9 protein-coding genes are annotated in these 13,416 nt (G+C 63.0%); 4 read left to right on the top strand and 5 right to left on the bottom strand.

What is annotated here, in order from left to right; translation table 11 throughout:
• Position 1 precedes the first annotated feature (1 nt).
• The 4 genes from atuD to PKE98_RS23810 all read right to left on the bottom strand — a co-directional run bounded on the left by atuD (position 2) and on the right by PKE98_RS23810 (position 5,731).
• On the bottom strand, positions 2 to 1,162 hold the full coding sequence (atuD, locus tag PKE98_RS23795; protein ID WP_271197908.1) for a citronellyl-CoA dehydrogenase: 1,161 nt from the start codon (positions 1,160 to 1,162) through the stop codon (positions 2 to 4).
• A gap of 132 nt (positions 1,163 to 1,294) precedes the next feature.
• The gene (gene atuC, locus PKE98_RS23800) at positions 1,295 to 2,911 is read right to left on the bottom strand and encodes a geranyl-CoA carboxylase subunit beta (protein ID WP_271197909.1); all 1,617 of its coding nucleotides are present in this window, start codon (positions 2,909 to 2,911) and stop codon (positions 1,295 to 1,297) included.
• A gap of 3 nt (positions 2,912 to 2,914) precedes the next feature.
• A complete protein-coding gene (locus tag PKE98_RS23805; RefSeq protein ID WP_271197910.1) occupies positions 2,915 to 3,793 on the bottom strand; it encodes an SDR family oxidoreductase in 879 nt (292 codons plus the stop codon).
• Positions 3,794 to 3,937: 144 nt separating this feature from the next.
• Entirely contained in the window at positions 3,938 to 5,731 is a 1,794-nt protein-coding gene (locus tag PKE98_RS23810; RefSeq protein WP_271197911.1) for an acyclic terpene utilization AtuA family protein, read from the bottom strand.
• Positions 5,732 to 5,926: 195 nt separating this feature from the next.
• On the opposite strand from PKE98_RS23810, the gene PKE98_RS23815 reads away from it, so the two are divergent.
• Positions 5,927 to 6,547: a TetR/AcrR family transcriptional regulator gene (locus tag PKE98_RS23815; protein ID WP_271197912.1), complete on the top strand. Its 621-nt coding sequence runs from the start codon at positions 5,927 to 5,929 to the stop codon at positions 6,545 to 6,547.
• A gap of 208 nt (positions 6,548 to 6,755) precedes the next feature.
• Here PKE98_RS23815 and PKE98_RS23820 read toward each other — a convergent pair whose 3' ends face one another.
• Positions 6,756 to 7,001, bottom strand: coding sequence for a DUF3077 domain-containing protein (locus PKE98_RS23820; protein ID WP_271197913.1), 246 nt, complete (start codon positions 6,999 to 7,001; stop codon positions 6,756 to 6,758).
• Positions 7,002 to 7,632: 631 nt separating this feature from the next.
• Between PKE98_RS23820 and imuA the strand changes: the two genes are divergently transcribed.
• The 3 genes from imuA to PKE98_RS23835 are packed head-to-tail and all read left to right on the top strand — an operon-like array spanning position 7,633 to position 12,787.
• Positions 7,633 to 8,283 (top strand): translesion DNA synthesis-associated protein ImuA, encoded by a 651-nt coding sequence (imuA, locus tag PKE98_RS23825; protein ID WP_271197915.1) that lies wholly within the window; start codon positions 7,633 to 7,635, stop codon positions 8,281 to 8,283.
• A gap of 2 nt (positions 8,284 to 8,285) precedes the next feature.
• Complete coding sequence (locus tag PKE98_RS23830; protein WP_271197923.1) at positions 8,286 to 9,707, top strand: Y-family DNA polymerase; 1,422 nt, start codon at positions 8,286 to 8,288, stop codon at positions 9,705 to 9,707.
• On the top strand, positions 9,704 to 12,787 hold the full coding sequence (locus PKE98_RS23835) for an error-prone DNA polymerase (RefSeq protein WP_271197916.1): 3,084 nt from the start codon (positions 9,704 to 9,706) through the stop codon (positions 12,785 to 12,787). The genes PKE98_RS23830 and PKE98_RS23835 overlap by 4 nt, the downstream gene beginning before the upstream one ends.
• Positions 12,788 to 13,416 lie beyond the last annotated feature (629 nt).

Here is a 13,416-nt window from a genome sequence, read left to right on the forward strand (position 1 = left end):
CTCAGCCCTTCTTCTTGCCTGGCAGGGTGCCCATCAGCTTGGCGATGATGCCCAGCATGATTTCGTCGGCACCGCCGCCAATGGACACCAGGCGCACGTCGCGATACGCGCGGGCCACCGGGTTGTCCCACATGTAACCCATGCCGCCCCAATATTGCAGGCAGCTGTCCGTTACTTCGCGGCCCAGGCGCCCGGCCTTGAGCTTGGCCATGGAGGCCAGTTTGGTCACGTCGCGGCCTTTGATGTACTGCTCGGTGGCCTGGTAAACCAGAGCGCGCAGGCATTCGATTTCGGTGGCCAGCTCACCCATGCGGAAGTGGATGACCTGGTTGTCGATCAGCGGCTGGCCGAAGGTTTTGCGCTCTTTGCAGTACTCGATGGTGGCGTCCACGCAGTACTCCAGGCCCTTGATCATATTGGCCGCGCCAAACAGGCGCTCTTCCTGAAACTGCAGCATCTGCATCATAAAACCGGCGCCTTCGTGGCCGATGCGGTTGCGCTGCGGCACGCGCACGTCGTCGAAGAACACCTGGGCGGTTTCCGAGCTGCGCATGCCGAGTTTGTCCAGGTGCGGCGACACGCTGATGCCCTTGGTGGTCATCGGCACCACAATCAGCGATTTATTGACGTGCGGCTTGTCGTCCGAGGTGTTGGCCAACAGGCACATAAAGTCGGCCGAGGGCGAGTTGGTGATCCACATCTTGCTGCCGTTGATCACGTAATCGTCGCCGTCTTTACGGGCGGTGGTTTTAAGCCCGGCTACATCGGAGCCGGCGCCGACTTCCGACACGCCAATGCAACCGACCGCTTCGCCGGTGATGGCCGGGCGCAGAAATTCGTCGCGCAATTCATCGGAACCAAAGCGCGCCAGCGCCGGGGTGCACATATCGGTCTGCACGCCAATGGACATCGGAATGCCGCCGCACTGGATGGTGCCGAACTCTTCAGCTGCAACGATGGAGTAGCTGTAATCCAGCCCCATGCCCCCGAATTTTTCCGGCTTGGAAATGCCCAGCAGACCGAGCTCGCCGGCCTTCTTGAAAATGTCGTGGATCGGGAAACGCCCGGCCTTTTCCCATTCATCAACGTGCGGGTTGATTTCCTTGTCGACAAAGTTGCGCACCGTGCGGCGAAGTTCTTCGTGTTCCTGGGTGATGATCATTTTTTTTGTTCTCCTCAGAAAATCGGTGATTCGGTCAAATCGTAGGTTGGGTGGAGCGCAGCGAAGCCCAACATTGGCGGCGTTCCGGGTTGTTGGGCTTCGCGTTGCTCAACCCAACCTACGGTCGATACGTTAAAACCGTGCCACACCAAAGGTATTGGCCTTCAAAGGCCGCACCTCGGCTTCGGCACAGATATCCAGCAGAAAACCCAGCAGCTTGCGCGTATCGCGCGGGTCAATCAGGCCGTCGTCCCACAGGCTGGCGGTGCCATAGAGCGCGGTGGATTGGCTGTCGAGTTTTTGCGCGGTCACGGTTTCCAGCATGTCGAGCATTTTCGGGTCGGCTTCCTTGCCTTCCTTAAGGTGTTTTTCTTCGGTGACGATGCGCAGCACCTTGCCGGCCTGGGCGCCGCCCATTACCGCCGTGCGGCTGTTGGGCCAGGCGAAGATAAAACGTGGGTCCAGGCCACGGCCGCACATGGCGTAGTTGCCGGCGCCGTACGAGCCGCCGACCACGATGGTCAACTTGGGCACTCGGGCATTGGCCACCGCCTGAATCAGCTTGGAGCCGTGCTTGATCACGCCGTGCTGTTCCGACTCGGTGCCGACCATAAAACCGGTGGTGTTATGAAAGAACAGAATCGGCGTATTGCTCTGGTCGCACAGCTGAATAAATTGCGCCGCCTTGGCCGCCCCCTTGGGCGTAATCGGGCCGTTGTTGCCGATAAACCCACAGGCCAGGCCTTCGATTTTCAGCTGGCCGCAAATGGTCTGGTTATCGAACTCGGGTTTGAAATCCAGGTACTCCGAGCCGTCGGCAATACGGGCGATGATCTCGCGCACGTCGTACGGTTTTTTCGCGTCGCTGGGGATCAGGCCCAGCAACTCTTCGGCCGGGTACAGCGGCTCGCGCACCGCTTTGCGCGGGCGATGGGGCAGTTGTTCATTCCACGGCAGCATGGCGACGATTTCGCGGGCAATGCGCACGCCGTCGGCATCGTTTTCGGCCAGGTACTCGGCGGTGCCGGCGGTTTGCGCATGCATCTCGGCGCCGCCCAGTTCTTCATCGGTGGCCACTTCGCCGGTAGCGGCTTTAAGCAGCGGCGGGCCGGCGAGAAACATCTTGGCCTTGCCGCGCACCACCACGGTGTAATCCGACAACCCCGGCTGGTACGCGCCGCCGGCCGTGCTGGAACCATGCACCACGGTAACCTGCGGCAACCCCATGGCCGACATGCGCGCCTGGTTGGCAAAACCGCGCGCGCCTTCCACGAAAATATCCGCCGCGTAGTTAAGGTTGGCGCCGCCGCTTTCGGCCAGGGTGACCACCGGCAATTTGTTCTCGAAGGCAATCTGTTGCAGGCGCAGGGTCTTTTTCAGGCCGCTGGGGGAAATGGTACCGCCCTTGATCGCGCTGTTGCTGGCGTTCACCAGGCAGCGCACGCCGGCAATATAACCAATGCCGGAAATGATGCCGCCACCGGCCTGGGTGCCGTCCTTGTCGTCATGCAACTTGTAGCCGGCAAGCGAAGCCAGCTCCAGAAACGGCGCGCCGGGGTCGAGCAGCAAATTCAGGCGTTCGCGCGGCAGCAGCTGGCCGCGTTTGTCGAACTTGGCTTTGGCCTCGGCCGCCTTGTCCAACACCTTCTGTTCCACCTCGCGAAAGGCGGCAATGGTGGCCAGCATGGCCTCGCGGTTGCGGGCGTAGTCGGCGCTGTGCACGTCCAGTTCGGATTGAATCACCGGCATGACTTACTCCTTGTTGTCCGCAGGTTTGAGCACGTCCGGCACATAGGCACGGTGAAAGCCGTTGTACGACTCGCTGTTCTTCGCCTTGCCCAGGCTCCAGGCACGGCTGCCCTGGCTGGCGGCGCCGTCGATACGGATGGTGTTGCCGCTGATGAAATTGGCGCCGGGGGTGAGCAGAAACACGATGGCCGAGGCCACTTCCGATTCAGTGCCGATGCGTTGCAGGGGCACATGGTCCTTGAGCGAGCGGATCATGGTTTTCATCGAGTCGGGGTAGGTGTCCATGCCGCTGGACGCAATCCAGCCTGGCGCCACGGCATTGACCCGCACACCGGCGTGGCCCCATTCCACGGCGGCGGTTTTGGTGAAGTTTTCCATGCCAGCGCGGGCGGTGCCGGAGTGGCCCATGCCGGGCATGCCGCCCCACATGTCGGCGAGCATATTGACGATGCTGCCGCCCTGTTTGCTCATGCACTGGGTAAACACTTCGCGGGCCACCAGAAAGCCGCCCACCAGGTTGGTGCGCACCACCGTTTCGAAACCTTTCTGATTGATCGACACCAGTGGGGCCGGGTACTGGCCGCCGGCATTGTTCACCAGATGGTGGATCTGGCCGTGCTCGGCCAGCACCTCGGCGACCATGGCTTTAACCACCTCTTCCTCACGGATATCGGCCGCTTTCCAACTGGCGCTGCCGCCATCGGCGACGATTTCGGCGGTGGTCGCTTCGAGTTTTTCCCACTTGCGCCCCACCAACACCACGTGGGCGCCGAGGGCGGCGAGCTCATGGGCAGTGCAACGGCCAATGCCACTGCCGCCGCCGGTGACCATGATGGTTTGGCCCTGGAAGAGGGTGGGTTTGTAGATGGAGTCGTAGCTCATGTGCGGCTCTCTCGCTTTTTTGTTTTTTACCCGCATGTCCACCTTCTACTCCGTCATTCCAGCGCAGGCTGGAATCCAGAATGGTGCGGCGTACACATCTGTAAGTACCGCGCCTGGGTTCCAGCCTGCGCTGGAACGACGGCGTTAGTTGGCCAATTTCTCCGCCAACGCCTTGGGCACCGGCACCGGAAACTCCAGCAACTGCTGCGCAAACGCCTTGCCCTGCGGGTCGATACGCAAACTCGCCACGCCGCCGCCGCCCAGCGCGTTCTCCAGCAAAAAATTCAGCCCATGGCAGCCCGGCAAATACCATCGGCTGATTTGCCCGTGCACGGGGTCAAGCACATGGCCCATCCAGTCGGCCACTGCTTCCACACTCAACGCGGCGGCAATCCACGGCAGGTACTCCGCCTCGCGGGCCATAACGCCGATATTGCTGTGGTTGCCCTTGTCGCCGGAGCGCGCCACGGCCAGTTTGATCAGCGGCACGCTGGCATCGGCGTCGCCTTCGGGCAGCGGCGCTTGCTGGTTTTCACGCAGGCTGGCGAAGTCAAAGGCATCAACTTCGGGCAGGGCAACCGGGTGGCGTTCGCCATTGAGCTCGACCGAGAGCGTGCAGGCGGTTTTATCCACCAGAAAGGAAAACAGGCGAATCACCGGGTACACGGTAGGGCGGCCGCCGACAATGCCAGTCAGCCCCGGCGCCATGCCGGTAGCAGCCTGGGCAATCTCGCGGGAGAACAGCACCAGGGCTTCTTTCTTGGCATGCCGTACGGCCAGCTTCACCACTACTTCGCGGCTGTCCTGGCGCTGGCCGTGAGGGCCGTAGGTGGCCTCGCTGCCGAGCAGTTCAATGTTGGTTTCCACATAACCGGGCCAGCCACGGTCGGCAAACATCTCGGCGGTTTTGCGGATGATGGCCGTGCTTACCCGTTGGGCTTTTTTCACCGCATCCATGCCGGCGATCAGGCAACTGGCGGTGCAGCGGAAACCGTCGGGGTAGGTGGCAGACACCTTGTAGTGGTCGGTAGGCGGCAAGCCCTTGGCGCCGCGCACCTCCACGCGGTTTTCGCCCACTTCGCTGAGCTGCACCTGGGTGAAATCGCACACCACATCCGGCAGCAGGTAAGCGCGCGGGTCGCCGATTTCATACAGCATCTGCTCGCCCACGGTAAACGGCGTAACCAGGCCGCCGGTGCCCGCCGGCTTGCTGACGATAAAGTCGCCGCCTGCGTGCACTTCAATCAGCGGAAAGCCGATGTGCTCATAGTCCGGCACGCTTTCCCAGTCAGTGAAATTGCCGCCGGTGCACTGCGCGCCGCACTCGATGATATGGCCGGCGAGGGCGGCCTGGGCGAGCTTGTCGTAGTCCTGCCAGCTCCAGCCAAACTCATGCACCAGGGCGGCGCTGACCACCGCGCTGTCGACCACCCGGCCGGTGATCACGATGTCGGCGCCCAAGGCCAGCGCCTCCACAATGCCCGGCGCGCCGAGGTAAGCGTTTACCGATACACACATGGGCGGCAGCGGGTTGCCCGTGAACATTTCGCGGGTGCCGGCCTTGTTCAGTTCCGGCAGTTTGCTTTGCAGGTTATCGCCATGCAGCACAGCAATTTTCAGCGATACCCCGGCTTTCTCGCAGGCCGCCGCCAAGGCCGCCGCGCAGGCCTGCGGATTGACGCCGCCGGCATTGCTGATCACGCGGATTTTCTTGCTCGCCAGGGTGGGCAGCAGCGGGGCGAGCACCTCGATAAAGTCGCCGGCATAACCTTGCTCGGGGTTCTTCATGCGCGCGCCGGCCATGATCGACATGGTGATTTCGGCCAGGTAGTCGAACACCAAGTAATCCAGTTCGCTGCCGTTTACCAACTGCGCGGCGGCAGTGGACGTGTCGCCCCAGAAGGCGGAAGCGCAGCCGATGCGTACGGTTTTTGTCATTGGAATTAAGTCCGTTGGCCGATCGATGTGCTGACCATACCAAGCAAGCGCTTGGTTATGGAAGTGGCAACTTCACCTTTCTCAACGAAAGCACGGCCAAGCGCTTGCTTGGTTCGGCTGGCACGCTTAAATTTCACCAATGCCGACAAGCACTTGCCACTTCTAAGGCCGGGCGTCGGGCTAGGGGGAATACGCGTGGACGAGCAACAAGCCCAGAAGGTGATGCGCGCGCTGGTGGACGACGGCCAGGTCACAGACCCGGAAAGCGCCCGCGGCAAGCTACTGCAAACCGCAGCGCACCTGTTTCGCAGCAAAGGATACGACCGCACCACCGTGCGCGATCTGGCCAGCGCGGTGGGCATTCAGTCAGGCAGCATCTTTCACCACTTCAAAAGCAAAGACGAAATTCTGCGCTCGGTGATGGAAGAAACCATCCTCTACAACACCGCCCTTATGACCGCCGCCCTGGCCGATGCCAGCGACGTGCGCGAACGCGTGCTGGCGCTGATCCGCTGCGAACTGCAATCCATCATGGGCGGCACCGGCGAAGCGATGGCCGTGCTCGTCTACGAATGGCGCTCGCTCTCAGAAGAAGGCCAGGCCTACATCCTCAACCTGCGCGACACCTACGAGCAGATCTGGCTGCAAGTGCTAGGCGAAGCCAAGGCAGCGGGCTACTTCAAAGGCGACCCGTTTGTGCAACGCCGGTTTCTGACCGGGGCGCTGTCGTGGAGTACCACGTGGTTTCGCGCAGAAGGGCCAATGAGTCTGGATGAGTTGGCGGAAGAGGCGTTGAGTTTGGTGATCAAAGCTTAGTTGCCGCTGCTGAACAACAATCAAAAGCTCAAGGAAAAGCCTCTCCTGCATAGAGCCTCGACTCCCTGTAAGAGAGGCTTCAGCCTCGATTGGGCGGGCCTGGAAAAGTGCATATGGCTGATCCCGCGTATTACAAGCTCAAGGCTACATAACCGCCCCCACCACTTAGAGCAGGCCGCGCAAAAAGCACGCGGCCTGTTCCGACGCCTTATTCCACAGGGCGGGTGGCGTCTACCAGGGCTTCTGCCATCTCGGTGAGGTATTGCAGGACGGTGGCGTGTTTGTCGAGATCGGTGGTGTCACGGATCACGATCAGGTGCTTGATGCAGTCCAACAGAATGGCCGATTGCTCCAGCGCATCACTGACGGGAACGCCAGCGTTGACCGAAAAAAGCGGCAAGCCGTCGGGTACACAGAAGGTGCTGGTTTTGGTTACTGCGGTTTCGTGGTTCATGAGGTTTTACCTTTGAAGGAGTTTATCTGCCTCCGTTCGCGGTCAAACGAATTAGGTGGCAGCTGTACATGGGTTGACCGACCGGTAACTCCCAAACCCGGCACACCCGAAGGTGTCCCACGTACAGCCGCCATAGCTGAAAGTCGAGGCACAAAAAAAGCGCCAGCTTCCAGATGGGACGGGGCGCTTTTGCGCCGGAGCTAAGAAGTCGAGCGGTCAAACCCGGTCGTTGATTTGGCAACGACGAAACGACTATAGGCCCAGCGGCAGCACGCGAATAGGTTACAGGCGTAGACGCGTTGCGTGGGATGTTTGTAATTTTTCAAGCGCCTGGCGGCTGTAGCGAATGCCTGTTTCCCGCTCTCCTACGCGTGGCCGAGATCGACTGCGGGTGAGGAGGGCGTCCGATTCGGTGGTGTTGCTTTTGATCTCGTCAGGTGTGCATAGCAGATGAGCAAACGCCGATTTTTGTAGGGTGTGCTCCGCGCACCAGGCGATGGTTGTATGTACGCCGTGGTGCGCACAACACACCCTACGAGGCGACGTTGCCTCTTGTCGTTTGCCATTGACCAGCCCCCGCTTATTTAGGTTTACTGTATACACATACAGTAATTTCCTACTGAGCTGCACCATGCTTCCTACCCCACTCTCTCTTGCCGACGCTGCCGTGGCAGGCAATGTCGTCTCTTTGGAATCCTTGCTCGACCGCCGTCGCGTGTGGAAGGGCCGGGCCATGCCGCAGCAGGCGGGGCATATCGCCACCGGCCACGCGACGCTGGATGCGCTGTTGCCCACGGGTGGCTGGCCGGAAGCGGCGTTGAGCGAAATTCTGCTGAATGCCCCGGGTGTCGGGGAGTTGCAGTTGCTTTGGCCGACCCTGGCGCGGCTGACGGCGGCCGGTGAGCGGGTGGTGTTGGTGGCGCCGCCGGGCATTCCGTACCCGAGTGCCTGGCTGGCGGCCGGTGTCGACCTGCGCTGGCTGAGCATTATTCAAACCAGCGGCCGCGATGCGTTGTGGGCGACCGAACAATGCCTGCGCTCGGGCAGTTGCGGTGCGGTGTTGAGTTGGCCGCAGCAGGCCGATGACCGCTCGCTGCGCCGCCTGCAGGTGGCTGCCGAAACGGGGCAAACCCTGGCCTTCGCTTACCGCCCGCTCAAGGAGGCTGTTAACCCGTCGCCCGCCGCGCTGCGCATTGCCATCGACACCCAGCCGGCGCAGTTGCGGGTGCTCAAGTGCCGGGGCGGGTTGGCGCCGGCCATGCCCGTGCCGCTGGCGCGCTGACCATGCGCTGGGTGTGCATTGTGTTGCCGCAGTTGGCTCTGGATGCCGTATTGCGCGCCAGCAGCGAGCCCGAGGCGCCGCTGGCGCTGATTACCGGCACGGCGCAGCGCCGCGTGGTGCAGGCGGTGAACGACGCCGCCCGCGAGCTGGGCTTGCAGGCGGGGCAGAGCCTGACCACGGCCCTGGCCCTGAGCCGCGATTTCACCCAGGTGGAATACGACCACGGCGCCATCGCCCGCTGGCATCAGTTTCTGGCGGCCTGGGCGTATTCCTTCAGTTCCCAGGTGAGCCTGCGTTACCCGCGCGCTTTGTTGCTGGAGATTGAGTCCAGCCTGGCGCTGTTCGGGCCCTGGCCGCGTTTTGAGGCGCGTTTGCGCAGCGAGCTTACGGCGCTTGGGTTTCGCCATCGCCTGGTGGCGGCGCCCAACCCGGTGGCCGCGCGCATGCTCGCCAATGCTTACGACGGCCTGGCGGTCAGCGATAGCCAGATGCTGCACGAGGTGCTGGCGCGCATGCCGCTCAATCGCCTGGGCCTGGACAGCAAAACCGCCAGCGCCCTGGCGCGCATGGGCTTGCGTACTGTGCAGCAGGTGCTGGCGCTGCCTCGCCATACCCTGGCCAAACGCTTTGACGCCGGGCTGTTGCTGCACCTGGATACCTTGCTCGGGCAACGCGCGGTGGCGCTGGAGTGTTACCAGCCGCCGGAGCAGTTTGAGGTGCGCATCGAGCTGAATTTTGATGTGGAGTCGAACCAGGCGCTGCTGTTTCCCCTGCGCCGGCTGACGGCGGACCTGGCCGCTTTTCTCGCCGGGCGCGACAGCGGCGTATTGGGGTTTGTGGTGCACCTGGAGCATGTGGACGGTAGCCGCAGCCAGGTGGACGTCGGCCTGCTCAGCGCCGAGCGCGAACCGAACATGTTGTTCGACCTGGCCCGTGGCCGCCTGGAGCGGCTGCTGGTGCAGTCGCCGGTGCGCGCGGTGAGTTTGCAGGCCAAGGATTTGCCGGCCTTTGTGCCCGAGCACCGCGAGCTGTTTGATGAGCGCCCGCAGCAGTCGGTGCCCTGGCAGCAGTTGCGCGAACGCCTGCGTGCGCGCCTGGGCGATGAGGCGGTGCAGGGCATTCAGGCCCACGCCGACCACCGCCCCGAGTGCGCCTGGCAGGCCACGGCCGGCAGCAAGCCGCCGCTGTTGGGCGACAGTCCCCCTCGGCCCGGTTGGTTGCTGAGCGAGGCCCAGGCGCTGCGTGAACGGGCGCCGCAGATTCTGGCGGGGCCGGAGCGCATCGAGTCTGGCTGGTGGGACGGCGGCGATGTTCGCCGCGATTACTACCTGTTGCTCACCCGCAGCGGCCAGCGCGTGTGGGCTTACCGCACGGTGAGCCAGGACGAACCGGGGCCTTTTATGGTCCACGGCTGGTTCTCGTGAGCGCGGCGTACGCCGAACTGCACTGCCTGAGCAATTTCAGTTTTCAGCGCGGTGCATCGAGTGCCACCGAGCTGTTCGAGCGCGCCAAGCGCCACGGTTATCAGGCCCTGGCGATTACCGATGAATGCACCCTGGCCGGCACTGTGCGGGCCTGGCAGGCGAGCAAGGACGCCGACCTGCCGCTGATTGTCGGCAGCGAAATGGCGCTGGAGGACGGCCCGCGCCTGGTGCTGCTGGTGGAAAACCTCACCGGCTACCAGCACCTGTGCCGGCTGATTACCCAAGGCCGGCGGCGCAGTGAAAAGGGCCAGTACCGGTTGCTGCGTGAGGACTTTGCCGCGCCGCTGGAGGGCCTGTGCGCGCTGTGGCTGGCGGACCTGGCTGGCGATGTGAACGAGCAGGGCGCCTGGCTGCGCTCGCTATTTCCCCACACCTTGTGGCTGGCGGTGGAGCTGCACCACGGCGCCGACGATGACCGGCGCCTGCAACAGTTGCTGGCCCTGGCCGAACGCCTGGCCATTCCTGCCGTGGCCGCGGGCGATGTGCATATGCACGCCCGTGGCCGCCGCGCCCTGCAGGACACCATGACCGCCATCCGCCATCACTGCACGGTGGCCGAGGCGGGGCTGCGGTTGTTTGCCAATGGCGAGCGGCATTTGCGCCCGCTGGAAACGCTGGCGCATTTGTATCCGCCGGCATTGCTGGCCGAAACACTGACCATTGCCGCGCGCTGCACCTTCACCTTGGCTGAGCTGAAGTATCAGTACCCCCACGAGCTGGTGCCGGCCGGCCACACGGCTACGTCTTGGCTACGGCACCTGACGGAGGAGGGCATGCAGTGGCGCTGGCCCGAGGGTATTCCGCAAAAGGCGACGGACCTGGTGGAGCGCGAGTTGGCGCTGATTGCCGAGCTGGGGTACGAGAGTTATTTCCTTACGGTGCACGACATTGTCCGTTTCGCCCGCAGCCAGGAAATTCTCTGCCAGGGCCGTGGCTCGGCGGCCAACTCGGCGGTGTGTTTTTCCTTGGGCATCACCGAAATAGACCCGGCGCGGATGAATATGCTGTTCGAGCGCTTTCTCTCCAAAGAGCGCAACGAGCCGCCGGATATCGATGTGGACTTCGAGCACGACCGCCGTGAAGAAGTGCTGCAGTACATTTTTACCCGCTACGGCCGGGGCCGCGCGGCGCTCACGGCCGTGGCCAGCACCTACCACGGTGCCGGCGCGGTACGTGATGTCGGCCGCGCCCTGGGGTTGCCGCCGGATCAGATCAATGCCCTGGCCGACTGTTGCGGGCGCTGGAGCAAGGACGGCCCGCCGTTGGATGACCTGCGTGAAGCCGGCTTCGACCCGACCCTGCCCGAGCTGCGCCGGGTGCTGGCGCTGACCGCCGAGCTGATTGGCTTTCCCCGGCATTTGTCCCAACACCCCGGTGGTTTCGTGATTTCCGAGCAGCCGTTGCACATGTTGGTGCCGGTGGAAAACGCGGCCATGGCCGAGCGCACCATCATTCAATGGGACAAGGACGACCTTGACCTGGTGGGCTTGCTCAAGGTGGATATTCTCGCCCTGGGCATGCTCAGCGCCATTCGCCGTACCTTCGATTTGATTGAGCACCATCGAGGGCGGAAATGGAGCCTGGCAACGCTGCCGGCCGAGGACAAAACCACGTACGAGATGATCAGCCGCGCCGACACCATCGGCGTGTTCCAGATCGAGTCCCGCGCGCAGATGGCCATGCTCCCGCGCTTGCGGCCCAACACCTTCTACGACCTGGTGATTCAGGTGGCCATCGTGCGGCCGGGGCCGATTCAGGGCGATATGGTTCACCCGTACCTGCGAAGGCGTAATGGTGAGGAGAAGGTGAGCTATCCGTCGGATGAACTGAAAGTGGTGTTCGAGCGCACCCTGGGCGTGCCGTTGTTTCAGGAGCAGGTGATGGAGCTGGCGGTGGTGGCCGCCGGTTATAGCCGTGGCGAGTCGGATGAACTGCGCCGCTCCATGGCCGCCTGGAAACGCCATGGCGGCCTGGAGCACCACCGCCAGCGCCTCACCGAGGGCATGCTGGCGCGCGGTTACGAAGCAGCGTTTGCCGCGCGCATTTTCGAGCAGATCAAAGGCTTTGGCAGCTATGGGTTTCCGGAGTCCCACGCCGCCAGTTTCGCCTTGCTTACCTACGCCAGCTGCTGGCTGAAATGCCACGAGCCGGCGGCCTTTGCCTGCGCCCTGATCAACAGCTGGCCCATGGGTTTTTATAGCCCCGACCAGTTGCTGCAAGACGCCCGCCGCCACCAGATCGAAACCCGCGTCGTGGATGTACAGGCCAGTGATTGGGACTGCACGCTGGAATTTGCCGCCGACGACCCGCACTGCACCGGCGAGCCGGCCATTCGCCTCGGGTTGCGCATGATCAAGGGCTTTCGCCAGGAAGAGGCCGAGCGCATTGCCGCGTTGCGGCCGTTTACCAGCGTGACCGAGCTGATTCAGCGCGCCGGGCTGGACGCTCGCGCCCGCGAACTGCTGGCCGATGCCGGCGCCTTGCGCAGCCTGGCCGGGCATCGGCATAACGCGCGGTGGGCAGTGGCCGGGGTGCACGAGCAGGCGCCGCTGTTTGCCGACTTGCCGGTGGTGGACGAGGCCGTGGCGCTGCCGGCGCCGAGCGTGGTCGATAACGTGTGGGTCGACTACGCCACGCTGGGCACCACGCTCGGCCCGCACCCCTTGAGCTTACTACGGGGGGAATTGCGCAGCCGCCGTTGCCGCAGCTCGGCCGAGCTGAAAGCCACCGAAGATGGCAGCGCCGTGCGCGTGGCCGGCCTGGTAAAAGGCCGCCAGCGCCCACAGACCGCCAGCGGGGTGATTTTTGTCACCCTGGAAGACGAGTTCGGCATGGTCAATGTGGTGGTGTGGAACGAGCTGGGCGAGCGGCAGCGGCGGGTGTTGGTGGGCGCAAGTCTGATGCAGGTGGAAGGCAAGCTGGAGGCCAAGGATGGGGTGCAGCATTTGATTGCCAAGCGGTTGGTGGATTTGACGCCGTTGTTGAGTGGGTTGCAGGTGGGCAGTCGGGATTTCAAATAGAACGCGGTGTTGTAGGCGCTGGCTTGCGAGCGAACCTTGCAAACGACGGACCTGCCGAGGTTTGCAGGTTTCGCGACCAAGGTCGCTCCTACGGGGGGCGGTGTTGGGGGGCAGTTGAAGGGCCGTATTGGTGAGCAACGTCGCCTTCAGCAGTGAATGTGAGTAGCCGGGTCTTTCGCTGAATTTATGCTAACCCACCGTCATCCCAGCGCAGGCTGGGACGACGGTGTTGGGGCACAGGGTGGTGTTGAAGGGTCGTGTTGGTGAGCAACGTCGCCTTCAGCGGTGAATATGAGTAGCCGGGTCTTTCGCTGAATTTATGGTAACCCATCGTCATCCCAGCGCAGGCTGGGATCCAGAATGTTGGATGGGGCGCGGTGCTGGGTATGACGTGAGATTCTGGGTCCCAGCCTGCGCTGGGACGACGGTGTTGGGGGGCAGGGTGGTGTTGAAGGGCCGTATTGGTGAGCAACGTCGCCTTCAGCAGTGAATGTGAGTAGCCGGGTCTTTCGCTGAATTTATGCTAACCCACCGTCATCCCAGCGCAGGCTGGGATCCAGAATGTTGGATGGGGCGCGGTGCTGGGTATGACGTGAGATTCTGGGTCCCAGCCTGCGCTGGGACGACGG

The sequence above is a fragment of the Pseudomonas turukhanskensis genome (genome assembly GCF_027922365.1).
Lineage (GTDB): Bacteria > Pseudomonadota > Gammaproteobacteria > Pseudomonadales > Pseudomonadaceae > Aquipseudomonas > Aquipseudomonas turukhanskensis.

Coding starts and splice junctions, on each gene's coding strand:
- atuD (WP_271197908.1), bottom strand. CDS start 1,162: ATGATCATCACCCAGGAACACGAAGAACTTCGCCGCACGGTGCGCAAC.
- atuC (WP_271197909.1), bottom strand. CDS start 2,911: ATGCCGGTGATTCAATCCGAACTGGACGTGCACAGCGCCGACTACGCC.
- PKE98_RS23805 (WP_271197910.1), bottom strand. CDS start 3,793: ATGAGCTACGACTCCATCTACAAACCCACCCTCTTCCAGGGCCAAACC.
- PKE98_RS23810 (WP_271197911.1), bottom strand. CDS start 5,731: ATGACAAAAACCGTACGCATCGGCTGCGCTTCCGCCTTCTGGGGCGAC.
- PKE98_RS23820 (WP_271197913.1), bottom strand. CDS start 7,001: ATGAACCACGAAACCGCAGTAACCAAAACCAGCACCTTCTGTGTACCC.
- imuA (WP_271197915.1), top strand. CDS start 7,633: ATGCTTCCTACCCCACTCTCTCTTGCCGACGCTGCCGTGGCAGGCAAT.
- PKE98_RS23830 (WP_271197923.1), top strand. CDS start 8,286: ATGCGCTGGGTGTGCATTGTGTTGCCGCAGTTGGCTCTGGATGCCGTA.